The sequence below is a fragment of the Streptomyces sp. NBC_01235 genome (genome assembly GCF_035989285.1).
Taxonomy (GTDB): domain Bacteria; phylum Actinomycetota; class Actinomycetes; order Streptomycetales; family Streptomycetaceae; genus Streptomyces.
In genome coordinates this window covers 380654-405295 of record NZ_CP108513.1, presented here as the reverse complement: position 1 = coordinate 405295, position 24642 = coordinate 380654, and the positions used below count along the sequence as shown (strand labels likewise).

The window sequence follows — 24642 nt, the reverse complement described above, 5'->3', positions numbered from 1 at the left end:
CGGCCCGGCTCACCCGGGCGCCAGGGCGAGCGTGCCGTCCGGGGCCAGAGTGACGCGTACGCCGTCACTGATTCTGTCCAGCGTCGCGCGCAGCCAGGCGCGGTCCGCGTCCGGCGCGGGTTCCAGCCGCATGCGCCGGGCCCGCAGGGGCACCATGCGCAGGCCCCTCAGCCGGCCCGTGTCCGCCGCCACCTCGACGAGGTAGGCGATCCGCAGATCGTCGCGGTACTCCTCGTGGCCGGAGATGCCCTCGTAGTCGTCGATGAAGTCCCCGCAGCCGTGCAGGACGAGCCGGTCGCGGTACACCTCGACAGGGCGGGGATGGTGTGAGGAATGGCCGTGGACGAGATCGACGCCGCCGTCCACCAGGGCGCGCGCGAAGCGGATCTGATCGCGGGGGATGCGGTATCCCCAGTTGGAACCCCAGTGCACCGACACGACCGCGAGGTCGCCCGAGCGCTTCGTCCGCCGCACATGGTGGACCACCGCGGCGGCCGTCTCCGCCGACAGCTCGGGCAGGTAGGAGACGCCGGCCAGTGTCGGTCTCGCCGCCCAGTCGGGCGGTACGCCGCCGGACCGCGCCCCGAGGCCGAACACGAGCACCCGGCCGCCACCCGGGACGGGCACCGCGGCGGGCGCGTAGGCCTCGTCGGGGCCGCGTCCGGCCCCCGCCGTCCGCAGGCCCGCGCGGGCCAGGGAGTCGAGCGTCTCCTCCAGGCCGGGGCGGCCGAAGTCCAGCACGTGATTGTTGGCCAGGACGCAGACGTCGGGCCGGGCCGTCGTGAGAGCGGGCAGGTTGGCCGGGTGCATCCGGTAGTGGACCGCCTTGCCGGGCGCGAAGGCGTCGCAGCGCGTGACGGACGTCTCCAGGTTGACGATCCTGACGTCCGGGACGCTCTCCGCCAGCAACCGCAGCGCCTCGCCCCACGGCCAGGAGGGGGCGACGGGAGCGGGTATCGGCCCGTTGACGGACTCCGCCAGCCGGACGTAGTCCCGGGCGTCGCCCACGTAGCCCTCCCGCAGTCGAGGACTGCCGGGATGCGCAAGGATCTGATCGACGCCGCGCCCGAGCATCACATCGCCGCACAGGAACAGCGTCACGACAGCGCCGCCCATGTCCCCACGGTAACCCTCCCGTGCACGCGTGGAGGCGGTCGGCGCGGGTACCCCGAAGGGGCGCACGCGAGCCGCTGGAGGTCGCGATGGAGCTGGTGGAGGAGCGCCCCTACCGCTTCCGCATCGAACGCCGGGGACGGATGCGGGTGCCCGGCGTGGTGTTCGCCTCCCGTGACCTGCTGGCCGACGCCGAACAGTCGCTGGAGCAGGTCGTCAACGTGGCCACCCTGCCGGGCATCGTCGCCGCCTCGTACGCCATGCCGGACATCCACTGGGGCTACGGCTTCCCCATCGGCGGAGTGGCCGCGACCGACGTGGACGACGGCGGCGTGGTCTCGCCGGGCGGGGTCGGCTTCGACATCTCCTGCGGGGTGCGGCTGCTGGCAGCCGACACCGACGACCAAACGCTCCGGTCCGCGCTGCCCGCGGTCATGGACGGCCTGGACCGGGCGGTCCCACGCGGCGCGGGACCCGGCGGGGTGTGGCGGCTCACCGGCCCCGGGCAACTGGAGCGGATCCTGCGGGGCGGTTCCCGGTACGCCGTCGAGGAGGGGTACGGCGAGCAGCGCGACCTGCTGCGCTGCGAGGACGGCGGGGCGGTCGGCGACGCCGATGTGAGGCAGGTGAGTCAGCGGGCCAGGGAGCGCGGCCTCGGGCAGGTCGGCAGTCTGGGCTCCGCCAACCACTTCCTGGAGGTACAGCGGGTGGCCGAGGTCTACGACGACACGGTCGCCGCTGCCTTCGGGATCGAGCCCGGCCAGGTGTGCGTGATGATCCACTGCGGTTCGCGCGGCCTGGGACACCAGATCTGCACCGACCACGTCCGGGCGATGGACCGTGCGATGGCCCGCTACGGCATCACCGTGCCCGACCGGCAGCTCGCCTGCACCCCCGTCGATTCGCCGGAGGGACAGGCCTATCTGGGCGCGATGGCGGCGGCCGCCAACTACGGCCGCGCGAACCGCCAACTGCTGTCCGACGCCGCCCGCCGGGTCTTTCGCGATGACGCCGGCGTCCGTCTCTCCCTCGTGTACGACGTGTCCCACAACCTCGCCAAGACCGAGATCCACACGGTGGACGGCAGGCGCCGCCGGCTGTGCGTGCACCGCAAGGGCGCGACCCGTGCCTTCCCGCCCGGACACCCCGAACTGCCCCAGGATATAAGGGAGTTCGGGCAGCCGGTGCTGATTCCCGGCACCATGGGCACGGCATCCTACGTGCTCGCCGGAGTGCCCGGCGGCGGCGCGTTCTTCTCCACCTGCCATGGGGCGGGCCGGGTGATGAGCCGTCACCGGGCGGCGCGTACGGTCACCGGCGAGGAGCTGCGGGCCCGGCTGGAGGCGCACGGCATCGCGGTGCGTCCCCGGTCGTTGCGCGGTCTGTCCGAGGAGACCCCGGAGGCGTACAAGGACGTGGGCGAGGTGGTCGCGGTGAGCGAGAGCGCGGGACTGTGCCGCAGGGTGGCCCGGCTGGTGCCGCTGGGGGTGGTGAAGGGCTGAGCGCAGGGACGTCGAGACATGGGGAAGGCGTGAGTCGAGAACATGGGGAAGGCGTGATCCGCTCGGCCGGTCACCCGTCGAAGGTCACCTGTCGAGGGTCGCCCCTCGGCGGTCACACGTCGACTGTCACCGCGCACGACCAGCCGTACGCGTCGGGCCCGATGTGCAGCTCGTGCCATGCGACGGCCTTCGGCACGGCGCCGATGATCTCCACCTCCGCCAGCCCGGCGACCGCCATCCGCACGTCGAGGGCGCCGTCCGTGGCGTCCGCCTCCAGATCGACGGGCACCTGGCCGTGCACCTCCAGCCGGTAGACGACCTCGTCCAGCAGCGCCGCCAGCAGATCGTCGTCGGCGGCCTCCGTAAACCGGACCCGCTCCACGGCGGTGGGCCGCACCGCCGTGACATCGGCGAAGCACTCCACCATCCCCAGCGCCGCCTCCACCAGACAGCGCTCGCGGCTCGTGCCCCATGCGTCGACGCGGATGTCGGCGGTGTGCGGCACCGTCCGGTGGCCGCTCTCGCCCTGCCGCCGCGCCTGAATGTCGTCGTCCGCGTCGCCGACCATGACCGCCATCACCTCTCCCGACCCGTCGCGTCAGTCCTGGGCGTCCGGACCGGCCGTCTCGCCCGAAACCGTGGTGCGGCGTGTACCGCCGACCCGCGGCCTGCGGTGGCGGTGACGGCGGTGGACGGCCCCGCTCGCCGCCACGGCCAGGCCCAGACTGAAGAGGAGCGCCAGCGCCAGGCCGGAGCTGAAGACGGCGAGCGTGTTCATGGTGGCGATGTGGTGATCGAGCACCGACACGCTGTACTCGGGGCCGCCGGACAGGTTGTCGGCGATCACCAGGCCGGTGAAGGCCGCAGTGGCCGCGAGCAGGAGCAGTCCGATGAGCAGCATCCTGGTCATCTCCCCGCAAGAGTGCTTCGACGCCACGAGTACCCCGGTTGGTCCACCGCACTCTGGATACCCGGTAAGCAGTCCGGACGGGCCGGCGAGGAAGGGGGCGAGCGATGATCTCCCAACTGGTCCGGGTGCCCGTCGACGGTGCCGCGATGACGGGTGACCTCGTCGTACCGACACCGGCCCGAGCCGTGGTGCTGTTCGCCCACGGCAGCGGCAGCTCCCGGCACAGCCCGCGCAACCGCATGGTCGCCGCCGAACTGCGCACCGTCGGCATGGGCACCCTGTTGATCGATCTGCTCACCGAGCGCGAGGACATCGAGGACGCGGCGACGGGCGTGCACCGCTTCGACATACCGCTGCTGGGCCACCGCGTCGTCGGCGTCATCGACTGGCTGGCGGCCCAGCACGACACCCGGGCACTTCCCGTCGTGCTGTTCGGTGCCAGTACCGGCGCGGCAGCGGCTCTGGTGGCCGCCGCCGAGCGGCCGGACCAGGTCCTGACCGTCGTGTCACGCGGGGGGCGGCCCGACCTGGCGGGCCCGGCCCTGGAGCACGTACGGGCGCCGGTACTGTTCCTCGTGGGCGGCCGGGACCCGGAAGTGCTGCGGCTGAACCGGGAGGCGGCCCGCAGGCTGCGTGTTCCGCACTCCCTCCAGGTGGTGCCGGGCGCCACTCACCTGTTCGAGGAGCCCGGCGCGCTGGAGCGGGTCGCCGAGGCGGCGAAGGAGTGGTGCGACGACCGCCTGAAGCTCGTGCCTCTCAGGGAGGACGGAGCGCCCGAGACGGGGGAGGACTGACCGGAAGGAGCGGCTGTCGCCATGCAGTTCCGTGATCGAAGGCAGGCCGGACGCAAGCTGGCCGATCTGCTGCGGGCACAGCAGGAGCGGGGCGCCCTGCCCGACCCCGTCGTGCTCGCCCTGCCACGCGGCGGCGTCACCGTGGCCGCGGAGGTCGCGCAGGTACTCGGCGCCCCGCTGGACGTGCTCGTCGTGCGGAAGATCGGCGCCCCCTTCCAGGAGGAGCTCGGCGTCGGCGCCATCACCGGCGACGACGAGGCGCTCTTCGACGAGGACACCCTCGGCAGGCTTGGGCTCAGCGGGAGCGAGCTCGCCCCGGTGGTGGAGCGGGAACGCACGGAACTGCGTCGCCGCGAGCGGCTGTACCGAGAGGGCCGCCCCGCCCCCGACCTGCGGGGACGCACCGTGATCGTCGTGGACGACGGGCTGGCGACCGGCGTCACGGCCCGCGCCGCGCTGCGGTCCGTACGGCGCCGGGCGCCCCGGCAGGTCGTGCTGGCCGTGCCGGTCGGCTCGCCGGAGGCCGTGCGCCTGCTGCGCGCCGAGGCCGACGAGGTGATCTGCCTGCATCAACCGGTCCACTTCATGGCCGTCGGCCTGTGGTACGAGGACTTCCAGCAGCTCTCGGACGCGGACGTGCTGGACGCCCTGCACACGGCCGCCCAGCGGTGACCTACTGCACGAGCTCCCAGTCCTGCGAGCCGTCCGTGAGCGCGTTCTGCAAGGTCAGCTGCGCCCCGGCGGACGCACCGGTCAGGTACAGGTTCGTGTTCCTGACGGACTGCAGCTTGTAGAACCCGTCACTGGTCCTGACGAGGTTCCAGCTGCCGGTGGCGCTGTTGTCGACCCACTGGCCGATCTTCTGGCTGGCCGTCGCGTTGCCGGTCCAGATGGCCGCGGCCCGGCCGCCCGACTTGTTCAGCAGGCTCACGCCGCCGTTCGGCTCGGTGACCACGTGCCAGAACTGGGTGTCCGCGTTCGCCGCCGAGCCGGGGGCCTCGAGCCGGACGTCGGGAACGTCCGCGTTGCCGATGTTGGCGTCGTTGGTCTTGTTCCCGGTGCCGATCACCTGGTCGGTCCTGCGGTTGAACAGCTGGTAGTAGGCGCCGTCCGAGTGGCCGAGGTCGACCTCGGCGTAGGCGATCGTGGAGGTGCCCTGGTTGTTGAGGACCGCGATACGACCGGTGCCCTCGACGTACTGCAGGTTGCGGCTGTAGCCGGCCGCCGACGTCGTCTGGTACTCCTTCCACGCGCCGTCGCTGCGTCCACTGTCGTTGACCCAGACGTTGCCGCTGCCGGCCGCGTTGTAGACCAGGCGCCCGCCGGGAAGCCTGATGAGGACCGGACTGCCGCCTGTCGCCAGGGCATGGGAACCGGCGTCGAGCGGCAAAGCGGTGACGCCCGTGCCCGTGGGAGAGCCGGTGGAGAACTTCAGTGGGTCGTCGGCGAGCACGTACTTGGTGTTGACGCCTCCGCCCCAGTACTCGAAGGTCAGCAGCCACTTGCCGTCCGTCGTGCGGACGACGTTCGCCATGCCCGGCCGCCCGCTGCCGATCTCCGTCTTGCCGCCGCCCATGTTCTGCGTCAGTCCGGCGACGTCGACGACGGGAGCGCTCCACGCCGCGCTACGGCCGTCCCAGGTCTTGTGGGCGAGGATCTGGCCATGCGAGTCCGTGGCGGTGTCGTTCGCGGGGTCCAGGGTGGCGACGCCGGTGGTCGCGTCGAAGCCGGTGTAGTCGTTCTCGTCGGAGTAGTAGCAGACGAGCCGGCCCTTGTGGACCATCAGGTACGGCTCCCAGACGGGGTCCACCTGCCTGTTCGTGTTCGCGTCCGCGATGTTCTGGCCGACCGCGCCGGCGCTGCCGCCCTGCCAGCCGCCGGTCGCGACGACGTTGAGGACGTTCCACGTCGCGCCGTCGTCGGTGCTGGAGTACAGGGCGATCGCCAGGTCCTTGCGGTCGCCGTCGTTGGACGGCGTCCAGTTCGGATCGGCTGCCTTGTGCTCCTTGTAGTAGTAGTCGTCGCCCGACACGACGCTCGCCAGCAGCAGCGTGCCCTGCTTCAGGTTCCCGACGTCCTGCGGAAGGACGTAGAGGTACGGGTTGGTCCAGTTGCTCGTGTACTTCGCGTACCGGGGGTCGCTGGACAGATACGCCGGTGCCTTGACCTCGGACAACGGCTGCCATGTCGTTCCGTGGTCGTCGCTCTTGTAGACCGGGAGGGTCTGCTTGTCGGCGCTTCCCGTCTCGGTCACGACGGTGGACTTCTCGAACGACGCGACCAGACGCCCGCTGGGCAGCTCCGCCGACTTCGGGTAGATCGCGCAGTTGCCCCGCCCCTTCAGGCACGGTTCGCTGCCGAGCTGGTACAGGATCCCGCCCGTCGGGTTGTACGCCTGCGCTGTCGCCATGGGGATCAGGAGCAGCGCCGACGCCGTGGTGAAGGTTCCCAGCGTTCGCGCGAGTCTTCTTCTTTGCACAGCCCCTCCTCGGGGGTGAATCAGGAGTGGAGGACGCGTACGTCCCACGGGCCGAGGTCCAGCGCCGCGCCCGCGGGGACGGAGGCGCCGGTCAGGGCGTCGGAGAGGTCCACCGGCGCGGGGACGCCCACGGGTTCCCAGCCCCAGTTGTGGACGATGTGGACGCGGCGTCCGTCGGGCGAGGTGCCGGTCGTCGCGGTGACCGACGCCGGGAGCGAGCCCCAGGCGTGGCGTGCGGACGGCGTCAGCCACTCGGCCAGTGCCCGGGCGAGGTCACGGCCCGGCACGGTGCCGACGTAGGTGACCCGGCCCTCGCCGTGGCGGTGGGTGGTGACCGCGGGCCAGCGCCCGAAGTGCGGGTGGTCGTAGGTGACGAGGACGTCGGCGTCGGTGACGGTGAGGCCGTCGGCCCAGCGCGTCGCCGTCGCGTTCCGCGGCAACCGGAGCGGGCTGTCGGGCGCGGTGCGCACCGGCACGTCCCGGACGAGGTTGCTGAACTCGTCGTAGCTGACGCCCGCCGCCTCGGTGAGACGCCCCGGGGCCGCTTCGGCGCGGGCACGGGCCTCGTGGTCGGCGTAGCCGGTGCGCGGGCCGAGGACCAGATGGCCGCCGGCGTGGGCGTAGGCGGCGAGCCAGTCGAGCGTCGAGTCGGCGGCGATGTACAGCGCCGGGACGACGAGGACGGGGTGACGGCGGACGGCCTCCTCGGGTGTCAGGCCCTCGCGCTCGCCGGACGGGTCGTGCAGCCGGCGGGCGTGCACGACGCGGACCTGGCGGTCGGCGTCGAAGGCGCCCCGGTAGAAGGGGTCGAAGATACGGTGGTAGGCGGTCGGGTCCGGTGCGCCGTCCGGCCCGGCGAGCGGCGGGTACTTCTGCATGAGCCACTTGCTGGGCGTCGAGTAGACCATCGTGATGTCGGCGTCCGGCTCGAGCCCGGCGACCAGCGGGCCGGCCGTGTCGAACTCGGCGCCCAACCGGGCGAGTTCGGCGTAGGCGCGGCCGGGCCGTCCGGTGTGCGGCAGGATGCCGCCCCAATAGGTCTCAGCACCGAAGTGCAGCGTGTGCCAGTGCCAGTACTCGATCATGCGGGCCCCGCGCGCGACCAGCGCCCAGGCTGCCTGGCGCCACTGGCCGTCGTAGGCGGGCCGGTTGTCCCAGGGGAAGCCGATGGAGCCCGCGTTGGTCTCCGTGACCAGGAACGGCTCCTGGCGGGAGGAGAACATCCAGTCGGCGGTCTGGTAAAGCGCCCAGACGCCCGTGGTCTGCCACTTCTGCTCGTGGCCGTCGGGCGTGGGGTCCGGCAGCAGCAGGGAGTCCTGCATGCCGTAGTACGGGTTGCCGGCGGCGATGTCGAGGCGGTCGGTCAGCTCGTCGTCCTCCACCGCCGGACGGGTGTAGGAGATGCAGGTGGTGACGAACTGCTCGGGACGGGCGTACTCGCGGACGATGTCGGCCTGCCAGCTGATGAACTCCGTGACCTGGCGGGCCTGGAACGCGCGCCAGGCGACGTCGTACTGCGGCTGGACGTTGCCGTCCGGGGTCCACAGGTCGGCCCAGGTGGAGAGGCGGTGGGACCAGTACACGAGCCCCCACTCGCGGTTGAGGGTCTCGACGTCGCCGTACTGCTCGCGCAGATGGTCGACGAACCGCTGGAAGACGCCGTGGTTGTGCAGGAGTTCGTTGCCCGGCTCGTTGTCGACCTGGAAGCCGATGACCGCGGGATGGCCGGCGTACCGGGCGACGATCTGGCGGATGACCCGCTCGGCGTGGAAGCGGAAGGCCGGGTGCGTGAAGTCGACCTCCTGCCGGGCGCCCCAGCCGATCCGCTCACCGGTGCGCCGCTCGCCGGTGATCTCCGGGTACTGGCGGGCCAGCCACGGCGGGACGGCGTACGTCGGGGTGCCGAGGATGACGGAGATACCGCGTTCGTGGGCGCCGTCGAGCACCGGCTGGAGCCAGTCGAGGTCGAAGACGTCGTTCTCGGGCTCCCAGGTCGACCACACCGACTCGCCGACCCGGATGACGGTGACATGCGCGTCGGCCATCAGGTCGAGGTCGGTCTTGAGGCGTTCGTCGGGCTGTTCGCTGCCGTACGGGGGCCGGTACTCGTGGTAGTACGCGGCGCCGAAGAGCACGCGGGCGGGCAGATCCGCCATGAAGGGAACCTCCGGAGGAGAAGTGAGGTGAGGAGGGTTACTGCTTGACGCCGCCGGCGGCCAGGCCGCTCTGCCAGTACCGCTGGAGCAGCAGGAAGGCCACGACGAGCGGGACGATGGAGAGCAGGGAGCCGGTCACGACCAGCGCGAGCATGTCGCTGCTGGTGCCGGCCCCGCCGTTCTGGGCCTGCGCGGCCCAGGAGGAGAGGCCCACGGTGACGGGGTACAGGTCCGGGTCGTTGAGCATGATCAGCGGCAGGAAGTAGTTGTTCCAGGTCGCCACCAGCGTGAACAGCAGGACCGTCACCAGGCCGGGGCTCAGCAGCCGCAGCGCGATCCGGAAGAAGATCCGGACCTCGCCGGCGCCGTCGATGCGGGCGGCCTCCAGGAGGCTGTCCGGGACGGCGTCCTGGGCGTAGATGCGCATGAGGTACAGACCGAACGGGTTGACCAGGGAGGGCAGGATGATGGCCCAGGGGGTGTTGACCAGGCCCACCTCGGCGAAGAGCAGGTAGGTCGGGATCGCCAGGGCGGTGGTCGGGACCATCACGGCGCCGAGGACGAGGTTGAAGGCGGCCCGGTCGCCGCGGAAGCGGAACTTGGCGAACCCGTACCCTGCGGCGGCCGCGAGGAGTGCGGCCCCGAGCGCGCTGCCCCCGGCGTACATCACCGTGTTGAGCAGCCAGTGCACGAAGACGCCGTCGTCCTGGGTGAGGGTGTCATGGACGTTCGTCAGCAGTTGGGGGGCGTGCGAGAACCACAGGCCGAAGCTGTTGAACAGGTCCTGGGTGCTCTTGGTCGAGGCGATCAGCAGCCAGAGCAGGGGGAGGAGGAAGTAGGCCAGGGCGGCCAGCATGGCGATCGTCAGAGGGGTGCTGCGGTGGACCGGGCGCCTTTTCGAAGGCGCGGTGTGCCCCGGCGTCGCCGCCGTCGGTGCCACCGGCGTCGCCGGGGCTTTCGTCGTCACGGGGTCCTCCTGCGGTTCGCGGTGAGCAGGACGGCGTAGGAGGCGGTCACGATGACGAGGCCGAGGAGGAAGGACACCGTGGCCGCGTAGTTCACCTGCTGGCCGGTGAAGGCGAGCGTGTAGGCGTAGAGGTTGGCGGTGTAGGAGCTGCTGATGACGTCCGGGGCGATCTTCATCAGCAGGTTCGGCTCGTTGAACAGCTGGAAGCTGCCGATGACGGAGAACAGCAGGGTGAGCAGCAGAGCCGGCCGGAGCGCGGGCAGCTTGATCGACCAGGCGACGCGCCAGGCACCGGCGCCGTCCACCGCGGCCGCCTCGTACAGCTCCTGGGGGACGGTGCGCAGTGCGGCATACAGGATGATCATGTTGTAGCCGACGAACTCCCAGGTCACGATGTTCGCCAGGCTGGCGAGCATCCAGCCGTCGCCGAGGAAGTCGGGGACCGGCAGGTCCAGTTTCCGGCCGAGCTGGGCGAACGGGCCGAAGTCCGGTCCGTACAGGTAGCCCCACATGAGCGCGGCGACCACGCTCGGGACGGCGTACGGGACGAATATGCCGAGCCGGATCACGCGGGCGAGCCGCAGCAGCCCGCTGTCGAGCGCGAGCGCGAACAGCAGCGCCAGCAGCAGCATGAAGGGGACCTGGATCACGAAGAACAACGCGACGCGGCCGACACCGTGGAGGAGCAGCGGATCCTTCAGCGCCTGGACGTAGTTGTCGAGGCCGACGAACACCGTCCCGCCGATCAGGCGCTCCTGGAAGAGGCTGAGGTAGGCGGCGTAGACGAGCGGGGCGAGGAAGAGCAGGAGGAACAGCACCATGAACGGTGCGACGAACAGCGGTCCTGCCGCCCGACGACGGCCCATCTCAACTCCCCTTGACGGTGAAGCCCTGGCCCTTGGCGTACGTGCTGAGCCGTGACTGCCAGGTGCCGAGCGCGGCGACCGTGTCGGACTTGTCGGCGAGGGACTTGCCGACGGTCTCGGTCCAGTCGGTCGCCGCCTGGTCGAGGAACGGGGGCCACTGGAAGGAGGAGTTGACCGTGGAGCTGATGTCGGCGAAGACCTGGTTGACCTTCTGGCCGCCGTAGAAGGACGGGGCGTCCGAGACGAACTCGGCGTCCGTGAGCAGGGCCTTGGTCGCGGGGAAGAAGAACTGCTCGGTGGCGAACATCTTCGCGCTCGCCGGGTCGCTGTTGAGGAACTGTGCGAACATCGCCGCCGCGATCGGGTTCTTGGTGGATCGGATGACGGCGGTGGTGGAGCCGCCCCAGTTGCCCGAACCGGGCTTGGCGGCGTCCCACTGCGGCAGCGGGGCAGCCCGCCATTTGCCGGCGGTGGCCTTGGCGGAGCCGGAGAGGAAGACGGGTCCCCAGGCGGCGGTGATCCAGGTGGCGTACTTGCCCTTGTTGAGGGCTGCGTACCAGGAGTCGGTGAAGTCCGGCTCGACGCCGATGACCCCTTCCTTCGCGAGCCCGCCCCAGTACGCGCCGAGCTTCTTCGACACCGCGTCGTCGACGCTGATGGTGATGTCGCTCTTGCCGGACGTGACATACGGTTTCGCGCCCGCCTGCCACAACAGGCCGTGCCAGGCGGCGACCTGGTTGGCCGCGAGGTTCGTGAGGTAGACGTCCGGGTCGGCCTGGTGCAGCTTGCGGGCCGCTTCCGCGAACTCGTCCCAGGTCTTGGGTACTTGGATGCCGTGCGCGTCGAAGATGTCCTGCCGGTACAGCATGCCCATCGGACCGGTGTCCTGGGGTATCGCCCAGACCTCACCGCCCGAGCCGCTGACCTGGCCCCAGGTCCAGTCGACGAACGTGGACTTGAGCGCGGAGGCGCCGTACGGTCGCAGGTCCAGCAGGCTGTTGGTGATCGTGAAGGTCGGAATGGCCTGGTACTCGATCTGCACCATGTCCGGGGCACCGCTGCCGGCCTTCAGCGCGGTGCGCAGCTTGGTGTACTGCGGGGTGCCCTGGCCGGCGTTGACGACCTTGACCTTGACGGCCGGGTACTTCGCCTCGAAGAGTGCGACCTCCTTGTCGATGTTCGGGACCCAGGTCCAGAACGTCAGCTCCGTCGGCGTCTTCATCGCCTTGTCGACGTCGGCCTGGCCGACCGGCTTGGCGGAGGCGGAGGAACCGCCCGAGTCACCGCCGCCGCAGGCGGTCAGGGCGGCGCCGAGCGACAGGGCGCCCGTCGCGGTGAGGAACAGCCGACGGCTCATCGGAGAGGGGCCGGACATGGATGAGGACGTGATTCTGGGCATGGTGAACTCCCGCCGGAGGCGATGATCGCGGCACGCCTGGCGAGGGCGTGCGGGGGCATGGTGGAACAGGGGAGGAGGAGGGGAAGGGAGCGAAGGTGCGGTGACCTGGCTCGGGGCCCACTGCGTCTCAGGGGCGGCTCGGTGCGGCCCGGTACGGCGCGGGCGACGGGGTGCTCGGGAGAGGCGCGGGCGCGAGGGGTGGGGCGGCTCGTCTTCGGATCACGCGCACGGCCATGGGTGCGTGGTGCTTGGTGCCGGGTTCTGGGGCTGTCGGCTGGGCCGAGTCGGGGTGGTCGTGCGGTTCAGCGGAGAGTGGCGGGGCCTCCGTTCGGGAGCGGAGGAGTGGGCGTACCTCTGCGGGAGCGGGAGGCGGGGCGCCGTCCGCGAGCCGGGGTCGTCCGGTTCGGCGGGGGCGCGGTCGAGGCGCGGACGACGAGGTCGACCGGTGGGTCGCTCGCCGGCAAGGGGGCGTCGTCCGGGTTCTCGATGGAGTGCAGCAGACGCTTGAGTCCCTCGTGCGCCACGGCGTCGAACGGCTGCGGCACCGTGGTCAGCGGAGGAGTCACATAGGCGGCGACCGGAATGTCGTCGAAGCCGACCACGCTGACGTCCTCCGGCACCCGCCGGCCGGCCTCCGTCAGCGCGCGGATCAGACCGATCGCCATGTCGTCGTTGGCGGCGAACACCGCGGTGACGTCGCCGTCCGCGGCCAGTTCGCGTCCCGCCGCGTAACCGGACGCGGCCGACCAGTCGCCCTCGACGACCGGCGGCACGTCCCTGCCATGGGCGGTCAGCGTCGTCCGCCAGCCTTCCAGCCGGTCCCGGGCGGCATACCAGCGCTGGGGACCGGCAAGGTGATGGACCGTCGCATGTCCGAGACCCAGCAGGTGTTCGGTGGCGGCACGGGCCATCAGGTCGGCTCCGTCGCCCGCGGTCAGCACGGTGGGCGCGGCGACGGGCGACGGTGCGCCGAGGACGAGGACGGGCACGTCGACGCGGAGGGTGACCTCACCGTCGTCTCCCTGCTCGTCTATCGGTTCGGAGATGACGATGCCGTCCACGCCCTGGTCGAGGAGCGAGTCCACGGCTCCCGCGATGCCCGCCGGGTCGCCCTCCATCGTGTTGACCACACGGAGCGCGTATCCCGTGTCCCGCACGGCCCGCTCGACACCCATGAGCAGTGAGGCGGGGCCGTACAGAGCCGTGCCCAGTGTCACCACACCGATGGAGCGGGTCCGCCCGGAGGCCAGTGCCCGGGCGGCGTTGTTGCGCCGGTAGCCGAGTGTTTCCGCGGCTTCCAGGACGCGCCGGCGCACGTCGGCGGAGACGTACTGCTCGTCGTTGAAGACCCGGGAAACCGTCTTCTGGGAGACGCCGGCCAGGCGGGCCACGTCCACGCTGCGCGGCGCGGCGGAACTCCCGCCCCGCCCTGTTCCTCGCGTCATGGTGTCTCCCTGGTGGCCGGACCTTGGTACCGATGATGGCAGACGCCGTGCGCATGACTGCGCAGTCATGTCTGCGCTGTCATGTCTACGCAGTCATAGGACCGCCGTCAAGAGTTGGGGACGCATCCGTGACAGACACGGAGGTCAGTTCGTGGGCAGCCACTTCTCCAGGGCGTCGATGAGGCGGTCGAGCGCGGGCTCGTCGGCGGAGCGGTCCGTCATGACCGTGCGGCCGTCGAACCGGAGCGTGTACTGGAACATGTCGGCTGCCCCCGTGTCCCTCGTGACCGCGGGGACGTCGTCGAGCTCCGGATCACCGAGCAGCGTGCGCAGCCTCGTGAACTGGGCCGTCGTGGTGCGGCGCACCGCGGACTCGCCCCGGTTCGCGGTGCGGACGGTGCCGTCGCCCCGGAGGACCACCTCCCGGTTCACCCCGGCGAGGCCGCCGCTGACGGTCATGGTCACCAGCTTCTGATCCGGGCCGGTGACGGGTACCGGCGATGGGCTCGTGGACACCGGAACCGACCCGGAGGGTGAGGGGGAGGGAGGGGCAGCGGGAGGGGACGTCGACGGTGGGGCGGAGGGAACTGTCACCGTGGCGTACCCGGTGTCCGTCGGTTCCGTCGCACTCCCGCCGCCTCCGTTGGAGCAGCCGGCCAGGGCCAGCACGCCGGCCGCGCACACCATCGCCGAACTCCGAGCGAGCACTATGGACTCCTCGTGTGTCGATGCCTGAATAGCCGTCATATCAGGGTGCCATGCCTTGAGTTCTGTTGTGCGTGCTGCCGTGAGTTCCGTTGTGTTCCGCGGTCTGCCAGGTGGCCCCATGTCCGAACCGTTCGTCCTCGCCGCGCTGGTGTCCGGATTGCGCGGCGGGTCGATCGAAGTCGTCGACCTCACCTCGCCGTTGTCGTCCTCGACACCGGTGATCCGGCTGCCGCCCGCGTTGGGCCGGACGGCGGTGTTCGAACTGGACGAGATCAGCGGGTACGACGACCGAGGGCCGGCCTGGTACTGGAACAACTTCCGCAGTGGCGAGCAGGCCGGCACCCATTTCGACGCCCCGGCCCGGCTGGTGCGTGGACGGGCCGTGGCCGCTCGGCAGTATGGGCGCGGGGCGGCGCCCTGCTGATGGAGGCCGATGCTGACACGACCGTGGTGGTCCCCGCGAAGGTCGGACAGGCCGTGCCCCTGATCAGGAGCGGAGCCGGATGAGAGGTGCGGCCGCAGTTGGCGTGCCCGGACAGGCGTGTCCGCGCTTGTCGTATCGAGTCGGCTGTCGATCTTCTCCGGGATCACGTGCCGGATGCCAGTTCGCGCCGGCCTGATGGAGCAGTCGAAACAGGCGCTGGGCGGGGGGCAGCCAGGAGTCAGCACGTGACGTGGAACTCGTTACCGCCGGCGTCGAGGAACTCGCCTTGTTCCCAGTCGCGTTGGGTGACCTCCAGGCGCAGCCTGTTCCGAGCCGCCTTCGGCGCCGCAGGCGGACCCATCACCAGCGAGACCGTGCTGGTGGGCCTCCGGCGCAGGCGGACGCCCCACTTGTGGGACTCGACCGCGTGCCAGTCGGCCTGGGACTCCCAGAAGGCCCACTGCGCGTAGCGGTCCTCCTCGGCGACGTCGAGGCAGATCGCGACGAGGCCGGAATCGGCGAGCACGCCGGGGTGACCGGGACGCAGCACGCAGAACTCGTTGCCCTCCGGATCGGCCAGCACGTCCCACGGGACGTCCCCCTGCCCGATCTCGACCCGCGTCGCACCGAGGGTGAGCAGGCGCGCCACCTCGGCCTCCCAGTCCCGCCCCCCGGCCAGGTCGAGGTGGAGTCGGTTCTTGTGCGCCGCCTTCGGCTTCGCGGTCGGCACGAACCGCAGTTGCAGGCCACCCGTCCGGCCCTGCGTCGCGTCCAGCCAGAAGCGGTCCATGCGGGCGACATCCAGCGCGTCCATCACGATCCCGGTCAGCATCCCGTTCCCCCCCCCAAACCGTCGAACCCCGTCGCTGCTCATTGTCGCCGTCGATGTCGGCGCCAGTACTGCGGTCCCAGGTCGGGACCGAGGATCAGCCCGACCCGGTCACCGCCTGGCCGGGGAGTCCCCGGCCGCGCGTCGGCCGCCCTGAGACCCGCAGTCCACTCATTCTGAAACGATCAGCAAGGCGATGGACGGTGCCCTTGGCGGAGTCTTCGGCGCTCCGGCTGCTGACGTTCGGGCAGCCTGGGCGACGCATCGACCTCCGCCCGCCGGCTCACGGCACAACGCCGACCCCGGCCGGCAGGCGGCGGAGGGACTGCCGCGCTCCGCCTGCGGGATGAAAGTCTCCTGTGATGCCGGGCCTCGACGGCGGGACGGCCAGGACGGGGCGGTCGCAGGAGACCTCACGGGCCCAACGGGAGCGGGCGGGCTTCGAGTTGTTGGCCCGGCAGGGCTTCGACTGCACCACGGTGGACGACGTCGCCGTGGTGCTGCCGGAACATCGTGAGGACCTCCCGCAGTCGACCAACCTGACGTCGGTCCTCTGGCCGTCAGGGACAGTCACAAGGGTGAGTCGGCCGGGACGGGATCGAGAGGCCGCCTCCGCGCGGTCGCTTACGCGCGTCAGCCGGAGCGGACTGAGCTTCGGGCTTGACGCCCGGAGCGTCGGCGATGAGCGCGTGGGAGTACCGGCGGGCCTTCTGGCCGGGGCTGATGCTCTGGAGCATCACTTCCGTCGCCCCGGTCTCCTCGATCATCTGCAGAAGCTGGTCCCGCACCGTTTCGGGGCGTCCGGCCACCTGCCGGGGCCCGGACCTGGCTGTCCGCCGCGGGCGTCAATCGCCTTTCGCGCCGGCCCGCCGAGGGCTAGTGTCCAGATGCAGCGAGTGACCCACGAGGAGCGAAGACATGATCGGTCGTCCGAGCGCGCGTTGACGTCGTAGGCCCTGATCGGCCTGTCATCGCGTGCTGCCCTTGATGTTGCGGCACAGCGAGCCTTCTCCCGCCCGAACAGTCGGTGCGCCTGTTGTGCGCCGGGTGACGGGCCTCGTTGTCGGCAATGCAAGGGATCCCCGTGCCGTCCGCTTCCTCCGCTGTATCCGATTCCGGTCGGCCTGTGCCGTCAAGCCTGTGGCGGGACGGCGACTTCCGCAGACTCTGGGTGGGTCAGACGGCCTCCCAACTCGGCGAACACACAAGTCTGGTGGTTCTGCCGCTCTTCGCCGTCCTGACGCTCAACGCCGGTGCCGGCCAGTTGGGCGTCCTGCGCGCGGTGGGGCAGGCGCCGATCCTGTTGCTCTCGCTCTTCGTCGGCGCGTGGGTGGACAGGTGGCGGGCCCGCACGGTGATGGTGCTGACGGACGTCGGCCGGACCCTGGCACTGGGCGCCGCCGCTGTGGCCGGCTTCCTCGGTTGGCTCGGCCTGCCCGAGCTGTTCGTGGTCGCCTTTGCCGTCGGGGCCCTGTCCGTGTTCTTCGACGTGGCATACCAGGCGTCTCTCGTACGGCTGGTGAAACGCGATCAGTTGGTGCGGGGCAACAGCGCGCTTGAGGGCAGCCGGTCCGCGGCGCAGATCGGCGGTCCTGCCCTTGGTGGTGCGTTGGTGTCACTGCTGTCGGCGCCGATCGCTGCCGCTTCCAGCGCGCTGTTTTTCGCCTTGTCGTTCCTGTCGATCCGACGGATCCGTCGGATCGAATCGCTCCCGAAGAGCTCGGAACGTCCCCCTCGGGTCTGGCGGCGTATCCATGAGGGCCTCCGTTTCGTTGTCAGCGATACCTCGCTGCGGATCGTGTGCCTCGCCTCGGCCGCCTTCCAGTTCTCCTTGGCGGCCGTGATGACCGTCTATCTGCTCTTCCTCCCGCGGGAACTGCACCTGTCGGGAACCGCCGTCGGGCTGGCGCTCGGGGCGACGGGGCCGGGCGCGCTCCTGGGCTCGGTGCTGGCCGCCCGCCTGCCGCGCCGGTTCGGTTACGGCGCGGTGCTCGTGTCGGCGGCGGCACTGGGCGACGGCGTGTTTCTGTGTGTGCCTGCGGTGCATGGTTCCTCTGCGGTGACCGTTCCCGCGCTGCTCGCGATCAACTTCGTGTTCGGTACTGGCGGCCAGTTGGTGAATGTCACGGTCATGGCTGTCCGGCAGGCCGTCACTCCGGACGGGATGCAAGGCCGCGCGGCCGCGACGATCACTTTTGTCGGCATGGGGCTGACCCCGCTCGGCTCGCTGCTCGGCGGATTTCTCGCGCAGGAGTGGGGGTTGCGCACCAGCCTCCTGGTGACGGCCGCAGGCATGATGCTCTCCCCAGTGCTGATGTCGTTGTCCCCGCTCGCCCGCCTGGGACGGGCGCTTCCGGCCTCGTAGGACGCGCCCCCGCCCTACGGCCGTCGGCCTTCAAGAGAGCATCCGATCTTCGTCGAGACCGGGGTGAGGCGGAGCCCGGTGATGCAGCGGGTGTACCAGTCCATCGCGACCGTCAGCCCAGCCCGCACCCACCTCAACGTGAGCGGATCGAAAGCGAACATGTCCACCCGCGTGGTGTCCCTCAGCAGGTGCTCGCCCGGCCTTGCCGGCCGCACCTTCCCGTACGGCTGCCGCGGCCGGCCGGCGATGTCCCCGTTCCGCTTCGTACTGAGCCGGAACAGCGCATGCTGACGCTCCAGATCCGCCAGGACTCGAAGCACCGTCGCCCGGCTCTGCCGCGGCACCACATCGGGGCCGAACCGGGCGAACGCCCTGGCCCGCGGCTCTGTGACCTGCGCCTTCCGCGCTGTCTCGGGCTGCTTCACCGGTGGGCCGTCTCGACTCCACCGCACTTTCCCGTGGTTCGCCAGGCCACCGATGAAAGCGCACGCCGCTGACCTGCGGCGACGACCCCCTGTCGTGTTGCTGGAGGCGGGTGACATTCGCGTGCCGGGCAGCGGCGGTGCGCATTCGGAGGATCTCGTCGTGATCCGCACCTCGTCCTCGACGGACACCCAGGTACTACGCCCTACTTCGGTGCCTGGAAGCCGCCGATCTTCTGCTCGAGCAGTTCGGCCAGCCGCAGCGGGGTGCGGTCCTCGAACATCGGACCGATGAGCTGCACTCCCACCGGCAGACCCTCGGGGGACCGGCCCGCTGGTATGGCGGTGGCGGGCAGACCGGGCATGGTGGCCACACCGGCCCAGACGAGCTGGTCGAAGTACGGGTACTCGACGCCGTCGATGTCGATCCGGCGTTCCCTCGGATCGGGGTTGTGGTCGTGCGGGAACGCGGGAGTGGGCGTGATGGGACACACCACGGCGTCGAACTCGGCGAAGAGCTGCCGCCAGCCGTGGCGGTGGAGCTCGCGACGGCTGTTCGCCTCGATCCAGTCGCGGTGGCTGAACACCATGGCGCGCAGCCGCGCCGCATCGAGACCCTGGTCGTCTGCGCTCAGTCCGGCGGCGCGGGTCTGCAGCTGCTCGTACGCTTCGACGGGAAAACGTGCAACGGAGCTCGAAAACAGCAACTGCGTGTAGAGCATCGCGGCTTCGGTCAGACCGGGCAGCAGCGGACTGTGCCGCTCGACGCGGGCACCGCCGTCGACAAGCGCGTCGGCCACCCGGTTCACGCCCGCCCGCACAGCGGACCCGGTCGGAATGAGCGGATGCTCGTCGAGGACCAGGACCCGGAAGTCGCAGAGCCGCTCGTGGCGCGCGGGCGGCAGCGTCACATCGTGCGCCACACCGAGCGTCAGGGGGTCCGGTCCGGCCATGACATCGAGCAGGAGCGTGAGGTCGCGGGCAGTGCGCGCCATCGGACCGACGACGGCGAGGTCAAGTTCGGCCGGCAACGCCGGCGCGAGCGGCGGGACCATACCGCGGCTCGCCGCCAGCCCGAGTGTCGGCTTGTGTGCGTAGACACCGCAGAAATGTGCGGGGGTGCGCAACGAACCGGCGAGGTCGGACCCGATGGACAGCGCGCCGAATCCGGACGCCAGGGCCGCCGCTGATCCGCCGGAGGATCCACCCGGCGTGCGACGGTGATCCCACGGGTTGTTGGTGGTGCCGTAGATGTCGTTGAAGCTCTGCACATCCTGCAGCCCCAAAGGCACATTGGTCTTACCGAGAACCACCGCGCCTGCGGCCTTGAGCCGCGACACCTGCACCGCGTCCTCGGCCGGCATGTAGTTCCGGTGTGGCGGCATGCCCCAGGTCGTGGGCAGCCCGGCGACGTTGTAGGACTCTTTGACCGTCACCGGAATGCCGAGCAGCGGCCGGTCCTCACCGCGGGCGCGCGCCTGGTCGGCGCCGCGCGCGGCGGCCCGTGCACGGTCGAAGTCCGGCACACAGATCGCGTTGATCGCCTTGTCGTCCCGCTCGATACGGGTGATCGCCTCGTCGGTCAGTTCCGCCGAGGTCACTTCACCGGCGCGTAAGGCAGCCGCGAGTTCTTCGGCCGTCTGAAAATTCCACTCCATGAATCCGACTGTATGGGCCACTCGAAGAGGTCATGAAATGCCGCTTCGTACAACGGGTTGGATGCCCAAATCTCATCCGCCTGGACGGAGACTGACTGGCACGGTGGAGTTGACACGCGAACCGCCCCCGCCCCACGTCCCGGCCGCCTCGCCCTGATGCCCGCCCACACCGCGGAGGAGGTCAGGTACCGGTTGCTCGGTGACGTCCGTGGCACGCAGCAGGACGTCGCCGCGCGGGCCCGCCACGTCGTCCACCGGCGCGAGGTCGTACGTCGTCACGGTGCCCTCTCCGTCTCCCAGTCGATGGGTGTCGTCCGTGCCGTCTCCCGCAGCGTCCCCGGTCGTCCCTTGGCAGCCAACAGGCGTCCCCGTGCCCCGCGTCGCCGGATCCCGCGGACAGCCGCGGCGGTTCTAGCACCGCCCGTGTGGGCGGCGAGGACCACAAGGCCCTGTACGAGGCCATCGCGGCCGGTGAGCCCGAGCGAGCCGAGAGCATCGCCCGGGACCACTTCACCATCAGCGCCGACATGATCCGGGACGTGCCGGCGCGAGTCCGGGCCATGGAGACTTCTTGATGAGGAACCGCTCGTTGATCGCTCGGATCACCGGCCGGAACCCGCCGGACGGAGCCCCCTCCACCTCGAACCGCGCGCCGCGTACGGCGGCAGTCCGCAGCGAGCCGTCGCTCGCGGACGCGTCCGCGAACAATCGGGCCGTGGCGCGGCCGACGCCCAGCTCGCGCAGGCCGACGGTGAGCCGCCGGGCCTCGCAGGCCGGAGCCGTGCAACGGGCCGCCGAGGAGTCCAGCCCCGGCGGCTGCCGGCCGCCGTGGAACAGGCGGCCGCGCGGACCCCGCCGCCGTGGGAGGGGCCGGGGCGACGGGTTGTGGGTGCGGCGGACACCTCCAGGCGAGCACGTGCGACCCACGGCGGGGACCAACTCGCAGTTGTGTCAGAAGTGTTGACCCACGCTCTGAAAACGTTTTAACGTCACCTCACTCGACCATCGAGGGGAGGAGACTCCGTGGCGACGCTGCTGCGAGAGAACCCCAGTAAGACGGAAGAGAGTGGCTCGTCCCGCCGTCCGATGCGGCGCCCAAGAGATCGAAAACGTTTTCAGAGACGCTGTAACCGGACCCTGTTCCTGCTCATGCTGCCGGGGCTCGCCTACTTCCTCGTGTTCCACTACGGAGCGCTCGCCGGGAACGTCATCGCGTTCAAGGAGTACGTGCCGTTCGACGGACTCTGGGGCAGCCCCTGGGTCGGTCTCGGCAACTTCCGGCGGATGTTCGAGGACGCCGAGTTCTGGGACGCGGTCCTCAACACGCTCTGGATCGCCGTCCTCCAACTCGTCTTCTACTTCCCCGTCCCGCTCGCCCTCGCCCTGCTCCTGCACAGCCTGACCTGGAGCACCGTCCGCCGCTTCGTGCAGTCGGTGGCCTATCTGCCGCACTTCATCTCGTGGGTGATCGTCGTCGCCCTGTTCCAGCAGGTCCTGGGCGACACGGGCATGGTGAACGGCTATCTCGGCGACGTCGGACTGCACACCGTCGACATCATCGGCAACCCCGACGCGTTCCGGCCGCTCGTCGTGGCCCAGGTGATCTGGAAGGACGCGGGCTGGGGCACGATCATCTTTCTCGCCGCGCTCTCCCAGGTCGACGAGCAGCAGTACGAAGCCGCCGCGATCGATGGCGCCGGACCCTGGCGGCGGTTCTGGCACATCACCCTGCCCGCCATCCGCGCCGTGATCGTGCTCCTGCTCATCATGCGGCTGGGTGACATCCTCTCCGTCGGCTTCGAACAGATGCTGCTCCAGCGCGACGCCGTCGGCCCGCAGACCGCGGAGGTCATCGACACCTTCGTCTACTACCGGGGCGTCGTCGGCGGCGACTACGGATTCGGCGCCGCCGCGGGCCTGTTCAAGGGCCTGGTCGGAGCGCTGCTCGTGTACGCGGCCAACAAGGTCGCCCACCGCCTCGGCGAACAGGGGGTCTACAGGTGAGCGCCCACGTCCGGCCCGGCTGGATGGAGAAACCGCGGCCTGTCACCCAGGCGGCGAAGGCCGTCGCCCTCACCGCGGTGGTCCTGCTGGTCTGCGTGCCCTTCCTCGTCATCCTCTCGACCTCGCTCGCCGCCCCGCGCGAAGTCGTGGCGAACGGCGGCTGGGTGCTGTGGCCCGAACACCCCACCCTCCAGGCGTACCGGGACATCCTCGACGGCGGCATCGTCACCCACGCCCTCGCCGTCAGCGCCGGGGTCACCCTCGTCGGCACCGCGCTGAGCCTCGTCTGCACGGTCACCCTCGCCTACGCGCTCTCCCGCCCCGGCGTGTTCGGCGGCCGGCCGGTGCTGCTGCTGATCCTGTTCACCTTCCTCTTCCCGCCGGGCATGATCCCGGGCTTCCTGCTGGTCAAGGAGCTGGACCTGCTGGGCAGCTACGGCTCGCTGATCCTCCCGGTGCTCGTCAATGTCTTCAACCTGGTCGTCCTGCGCGGCTTCTTCCAGGGCATCCCCGAGGAGCTGTACGAGGCGGCCCGCCTCGACGGCGCAGGGGACTGGCGCGTGCTGTGGTCCATCGTGCTGCCACTGTCCAAGGCGGCGCTCGCCGTGGTCGGACTGTTCTACGCGGTGGCGTACTGGAACTCCTGGTTCTACGCCTCGCTCTACCTCGAGAGCGACCGCTGGCCGCTGCAACAGGTGCTGCGCACCTACGTCGTGGCCGGCTCCGGCCTCACCGACACCACCACCGGGGAGGCCACGATCAACGCGCCGCAGACCATCCAGATGGCGGTGCTGGTGATCGCCACCGTGCCGATCCTGCTCGTCTACCCCTTCCTGCAGAAGTACTTCACCAAGGGCGTGCTCACCGGCGCCGTCAAGAGCTGATCCGACACCTCGAACCGCCCCACTCCAAGAGCCGCACGCGGAAAGGTCATTCGCCATGCCCAGCATGTCCCGACGCTCGCTGCTGCGATCCGTGGCCGCGGGTGGCGCCGCTGTCGCCGTCCCCGGTCTGCTCACCGCCTGCTCCACGGGTTCGGACGACAAAGACGTCTCCAACGCGGGCAAGGAACTCGCCCCCTGGCCCGCCTACGCGGCGCCCGCCGGGCCCCGCCCCGACCTCGCCCCCAGCGACGCGGGCGTCCAGGCCGGTTTCACGTCTTACCCCTCCTCCCTGGTCACCTCGGTCGCCCGCACACCCGGCGACGGCTCCACCGTGAAGGTCCTGACCGTCACCTTCGGCACCCCGCCCAAGGCGGCCGCGCAGAACCAGTACTGGCGAGCCGTCGAGAAGGCCCTCGGCGTGAAGATCGAGTTCACGGTGGTCCCGCAGGCCGACTACCAGAAGAAGATGGCCACCGTCATGGCCGGCGACCCCGACTCGCTGCCCGACGTCATCAACGTCTTCTCCGGGGTCACCTTGCCTCGCGAGGCCCAGTTCGTGCAGCGCAGAGCCGAGGACCTGACGCCCCACCTCTCCGGCGCGGCGGCCAAGGACTACCCCAACCTGGCCGGCATCCCCACCCACGCCTGGCGTGACATGGGCCGCATCGGCGGCCGGCTCTACGGCATCCCCGTCGAACGCCCGCTGCCCGGCTCGACCCTCTGGCTGAACCAGGGCCTGTTCACCGAGGCCGGCATGAAGGACGGCTGGACCTCCACCGACTTCACCGCCGTGGCCAGGAAAGGCACCCACGGCAAGCAGTACGCGCTCGGCGCCTCCGTCGGCTCCCTCTTCGGCAACGCCGTCCACGCCGCCGCCCACAACGCCCCGAACGCCTGGGCCGTCGACAAGAACGGCACCTTCCACCCCCACTACACCGACGACCGCTACAAGGCCGCCGTCGCCTTCCAGGCCCAACTGCGCAAGAACGGCTCCTACCACCCCGACGCCACCTCGCTCTCCCCGGTGGACCTCGGCACCCTCTTCCTCAACGGCACCGTCGCCTCCCTCCAGGACGGCTTCAACGCCTACCAGAGCCGCTACCTCGACGCCGAGGGCCTGCTGACCCCGGCGCCGGCCCTGCCCTACAGCGTCGACGGCACGCCCGGCGGCGTCGTCGCCGCGCGCCGCTCCTTCGGCTACACGATCCTGAAGAAGGCGGGGAAGGAACGTGTCCAGCTCCTGCTGCGCCTCCTCGACCACCTCGCGGCCCCCTTCGGGACCAAGGAGTGGGAACTCGTCCACTTCGGCGTGGAGGGCGTCCACTTCACCCGCGGCAAGGACGGCTCCCCGCGGGCGACCAAGCTCGGCGAGGTGGAGAACGTCTCCAACCTGCCGTTCCGCTTCCTGGCCGACGGCCCGCAGGTGCTGTTCCTGCCGGGCCTGCCCGATGCCGCACGAGCCCTGCACACCTGGCAGCAAAGGGTGGTCCCGGTCGCGATCCGCAACGCCTCCTTCGGCCTGAAGTCCCGCACCGAGACCTCCCAGGGCGCCACGCTCAAGGCCCTGATGGACGACACGATCACCGCCGTGATCGCAGGCCGTGCCCCTCTGTCGGAGTACGACGAGGCAGTGAGGACATGGCGCTCCCGGGGCGGCGACAGAATGGCCGGGGAGTACGCCGAGGAGTACGACAACAACACCTGAGCGGGCGGCAGC

Annotated in this window: 22 protein-coding genes and 1 pseudogene; 9 read left to right on the top strand and 14 right to left on the bottom strand. The window is 70.5% G+C overall.

The features are described from left to right. Positions 1 to 9 precede the first annotated feature (9 nt). Entirely contained in the window at positions 10 to 1116 is a 1107-nt protein-coding gene (locus tag OG289_RS01725) for a CapA family protein (protein ID WP_327312216.1), read from the bottom strand. A gap of 86 nt (positions 1117 to 1202) precedes the next feature. On the opposite strand from OG289_RS01725, the gene OG289_RS01720 reads away from it, so the two are divergent. After that, on the top strand, positions 1203 to 2615 hold the full coding sequence (locus tag OG289_RS01720) for an RtcB family protein (RefSeq protein WP_327312215.1): 1413 nt from the start codon (positions 1203 to 1205) through the stop codon (positions 2613 to 2615). Between the two features lie 112 nt (positions 2616 to 2727). On the opposite strand, the gene OG289_RS01715 is transcribed toward OG289_RS01720, so the two are convergent. Both OG289_RS01715 and OG289_RS01710 read right to left on the bottom strand, forming a co-directional pair. Then, a complete protein-coding gene (locus OG289_RS01715; RefSeq protein ID WP_327320551.1) occupies positions 2728 to 3183 on the bottom strand; it encodes an archease in 456 nt (151 codons plus the stop codon). 30 nt (positions 3184 to 3213) lie between these two features. Then, positions 3214 to 3525 carry a hypothetical protein gene (locus tag OG289_RS01710; RefSeq protein WP_327312214.1) on the bottom strand — a complete coding sequence of 104 codons (312 nt, stop codon included), beginning with the start codon at positions 3523 to 3525 and terminating at the stop codon, positions 3214 to 3216. A gap of 104 nt (positions 3526 to 3629) precedes the next feature. Here OG289_RS01710 and OG289_RS01705 point away from each other — a divergent pair, with 104 nt between their 5' ends. Both OG289_RS01705 and OG289_RS01700 read left to right on the top strand, forming a co-directional pair. Then, a complete protein-coding gene (locus OG289_RS01705) occupies positions 3630 to 4319 on the top strand; it encodes a dienelactone hydrolase family protein (RefSeq protein ID WP_327312213.1) in 690 nt (229 codons plus the stop codon). A gap of 21 nt (positions 4320 to 4340) precedes the next feature. Next, positions 4341 to 4991 (top strand): phosphoribosyltransferase, encoded by a 651-nt coding sequence (locus OG289_RS01700; protein ID WP_327312212.1) that lies wholly within the window; start codon positions 4341 to 4343, stop codon positions 4989 to 4991. Between the two features lies 1 nt (position 4992). On the opposite strand, the gene OG289_RS01695 is transcribed toward OG289_RS01700, so the two are convergent. The 7 genes from OG289_RS01695 to OG289_RS01665 all read right to left on the bottom strand — a co-directional run bounded on the left by OG289_RS01695 (position 4993) and on the right by OG289_RS01665 (position 14090). Then, positions 4993 to 6729, bottom strand: coding sequence for an RICIN domain-containing protein (locus OG289_RS01695; RefSeq protein ID WP_327320550.1), 1737 nt, complete (start codon positions 6727 to 6729; stop codon positions 4993 to 4995). A gap of 89 nt (positions 6730 to 6818) precedes the next feature. Further along, on the bottom strand, positions 6819 to 8954 hold the full coding sequence (locus OG289_RS01690; protein WP_327312211.1) for a beta-galactosidase: 2136 nt from the start codon (positions 8952 to 8954) through the stop codon (positions 6819 to 6821). A 37-nt stretch (positions 8955 to 8991) separates the two neighbouring features. After that, complete coding sequence (locus OG289_RS01685; RefSeq protein WP_327312210.1) at positions 8992 to 9921, bottom strand: carbohydrate ABC transporter permease; 930 nt, start codon at positions 9919 to 9921, stop codon at positions 8992 to 8994. Then, a complete protein-coding gene (locus OG289_RS01680) occupies positions 9918 to 10787 on the bottom strand; it encodes a carbohydrate ABC transporter permease (RefSeq protein WP_327312209.1) in 870 nt (289 codons plus the stop codon). Before OG289_RS01680 ends, OG289_RS01685 begins: the two co-directional genes overlap by 4 nt. Before the next feature lies 1 nt (position 10788). Beyond that, positions 10789 to 12186 (bottom strand): ABC transporter substrate-binding protein, encoded by a 1398-nt coding sequence (locus OG289_RS01675; protein ID WP_327312208.1) that lies wholly within the window; start codon positions 12184 to 12186, stop codon positions 10789 to 10791. A gap of 302 nt (positions 12187 to 12488) precedes the next feature. Further along, on the bottom strand, positions 12489 to 13631 hold the full coding sequence (locus tag OG289_RS01670; protein WP_327312207.1) for a LacI family DNA-binding transcriptional regulator: 1143 nt from the start codon (positions 13629 to 13631) through the stop codon (positions 12489 to 12491). A 144-nt stretch (positions 13632 to 13775) separates the two neighbouring features. Continuing rightward, positions 13776 to 14090, bottom strand: a complete 315-nt coding sequence (locus tag OG289_RS01665) for a hypothetical protein (RefSeq protein WP_327312206.1) — start codon at positions 14088 to 14090, stop codon at positions 13776 to 13778. A gap of 367 nt (positions 14091 to 14457) precedes the next feature. Between OG289_RS01665 and OG289_RS01660 the strand changes: the two are divergent. Next, positions 14458 to 14718 (top strand): annotated as a pseudogene (locus OG289_RS01660) (cyclase family protein); the annotation flags it as partial. Between the two features lie 283 nt (positions 14719 to 15001). Here OG289_RS01660 and OG289_RS01655 read toward each other — a convergent pair. Next, on the bottom strand, positions 15002 to 15595 hold the full coding sequence (locus tag OG289_RS01655; protein ID WP_327312205.1) for a VOC family protein: 594 nt from the start codon (positions 15593 to 15595) through the stop codon (positions 15002 to 15004). Between the two features lie 1081 nt (positions 15596 to 16676). Between OG289_RS01655 and OG289_RS01650 the strand changes: the two genes are divergently transcribed. Beyond that, the gene (locus tag OG289_RS01650) at positions 16677 to 17957 is read left to right on the top strand and encodes an MFS transporter (RefSeq protein ID WP_442818857.1); all 1281 of its coding nucleotides are present in this window, start codon (positions 16677 to 16679) and stop codon (positions 17955 to 17957) included. Between the two features lie 14 nt (positions 17958 to 17971). Here the strand turns inward: OG289_RS01650 and OG289_RS01645 are convergent, their stop codons facing one another. The 3 genes from OG289_RS01645 to OG289_RS01635 form a co-directional block, all read right to left on the bottom strand. Then, positions 17972 to 18382: a hypothetical protein gene (locus tag OG289_RS01645; RefSeq protein ID WP_442818856.1), complete on the bottom strand. Its 411-nt coding sequence runs from the start codon at positions 18380 to 18382 to the stop codon at positions 17972 to 17974. Between the two features lie 203 nt (positions 18383 to 18585). Continuing rightward, positions 18586 to 20037, bottom strand: a complete 1452-nt coding sequence (locus OG289_RS01640) for an amidase (protein WP_327312203.1) — start codon at positions 20035 to 20037, stop codon at positions 18586 to 18588. Between the two features lie 72 nt (positions 20038 to 20109). Continuing rightward, positions 20110 to 20316 (bottom strand): hypothetical protein, encoded by a 207-nt coding sequence (locus OG289_RS01635; RefSeq protein ID WP_327312202.1) that lies wholly within the window; start codon positions 20314 to 20316, stop codon positions 20110 to 20112. Positions 20317 to 20462: 146 nt separating this feature from the next. Between OG289_RS01635 and OG289_RS01630 the strand changes: the two genes are divergently transcribed. From OG289_RS01630 to OG289_RS01615, 4 genes are all read left to right on the top strand, one after another. Beyond that, entirely contained in the window at positions 20463 to 20612 is a 150-nt protein-coding gene (locus tag OG289_RS01630) for a hypothetical protein (protein WP_327312201.1), read from the top strand. Between the two features lie 574 nt (positions 20613 to 21186). After that, a complete protein-coding gene (locus OG289_RS01625; protein ID WP_327312200.1) occupies positions 21187 to 22041 on the top strand; it encodes an ABC transporter permease in 855 nt (284 codons plus the stop codon). After that, positions 22038 to 22925 carry a carbohydrate ABC transporter permease gene (locus OG289_RS01620; RefSeq protein ID WP_327312199.1) on the top strand — a complete coding sequence of 296 codons (888 nt, stop codon included), beginning with the start codon at positions 22038 to 22040 and terminating at the stop codon, positions 22923 to 22925. Before OG289_RS01625 ends, OG289_RS01620 begins: the two co-directional genes overlap by 4 nt. 55 nt (positions 22926 to 22980) lie before the next feature. Further along, positions 22981 to 24630: an extracellular solute-binding protein gene (locus OG289_RS01615; RefSeq protein WP_327312198.1), complete on the top strand. Its 1650-nt coding sequence runs from the start codon at positions 22981 to 22983 to the stop codon at positions 24628 to 24630. Positions 24631 to 24642: the final 12 nt, after the last annotated feature.

What these genes read in the sequence shown, in the direction of transcription:
- OG289_RS01725 (WP_327312216.1), bottom strand. Translation starts at nt 1,116, where the DNA reads ATGGGCGGCGCTGTCGTGACGCTGTTCCTGTGCGGCGATGTGATGCTC.
- OG289_RS01720 (WP_327312215.1), top strand. Translation starts at nt 1,203, where the DNA reads ATGGAGCTGGTGGAGGAGCGCCCCTACCGCTTCCGCATCGAACGCCGG.
- OG289_RS01715 (WP_327320551.1), bottom strand. Translation starts at nt 3,183, where the DNA reads ATGGTCGGCGACGCGGACGACGACATTCAGGCGCGGCGGCAGGGCGAG.
- OG289_RS01710 (WP_327312214.1), bottom strand. Translation starts at nt 3,525, where the DNA reads ATGACCAGGATGCTGCTCATCGGACTGCTCCTGCTCGCGGCCACTGCG.
- OG289_RS01705 (WP_327312213.1), top strand. Translation starts at nt 3,630, where the DNA reads ATGATCTCCCAACTGGTCCGGGTGCCCGTCGACGGTGCCGCGATGACG.
- OG289_RS01700 (WP_327312212.1), top strand. Translation starts at nt 4,341, where the DNA reads ATGCAGTTCCGTGATCGAAGGCAGGCCGGACGCAAGCTGGCCGATCTG.
- OG289_RS01695 (WP_327320550.1), bottom strand. Translation starts at nt 6,729, where the DNA reads ATGGCGACAGCGCAGGCGTACAACCCGACGGGCGGGATCCTGTACCAG.
- OG289_RS01690 (WP_327312211.1), bottom strand. Translation starts at nt 8,954, where the DNA reads ATGGCGGATCTGCCCGCCCGCGTGCTCTTCGGCGCCGCGTACTACCAC.
- OG289_RS01680 (WP_327312209.1), bottom strand. Translation starts at nt 10,787, where the DNA reads ATGGGCCGTCGTCGGGCGGCAGGACCGCTGTTCGTCGCACCGTTCATG.
- OG289_RS01675 (WP_327312208.1), bottom strand. Translation starts at nt 12,186, where the DNA reads ATGCCCAGAATCACGTCCTCATCCATGTCCGGCCCCTCTCCGATGAGC.
- OG289_RS01670 (WP_327312207.1), bottom strand. Translation starts at nt 13,631, where the DNA reads ATGACGCGAGGAACAGGGCGGGGCGGGAGTTCCGCCGCGCCGCGCAGC.
- OG289_RS01665 (WP_327312206.1), bottom strand. Translation starts at nt 14,090, where the DNA reads ATGACCGTCAGCGGCGGCCTCGCCGGGGTGAACCGGGAGGTGGTCCTC.
- OG289_RS01655 (WP_327312205.1), bottom strand. Translation starts at nt 15,595, where the DNA reads ATGCTGACCGGGATCGTGATGGACGCGCTGGATGTCGCCCGCATGGAC.
- OG289_RS01640 (WP_327312203.1), bottom strand. Translation starts at nt 20,037, where the DNA reads ATGGAGTGGAATTTTCAGACGGCCGAAGAACTCGCGGCTGCCTTACGC.
- OG289_RS01625 (WP_327312200.1), top strand. Translation starts at nt 21,187, where the DNA reads ATGCTGCCGGGGCTCGCCTACTTCCTCGTGTTCCACTACGGAGCGCTC.
- OG289_RS01615 (WP_327312198.1), top strand. Translation starts at nt 22,981, where the DNA reads ATGCCCAGCATGTCCCGACGCTCGCTGCTGCGATCCGTGGCCGCGGGT.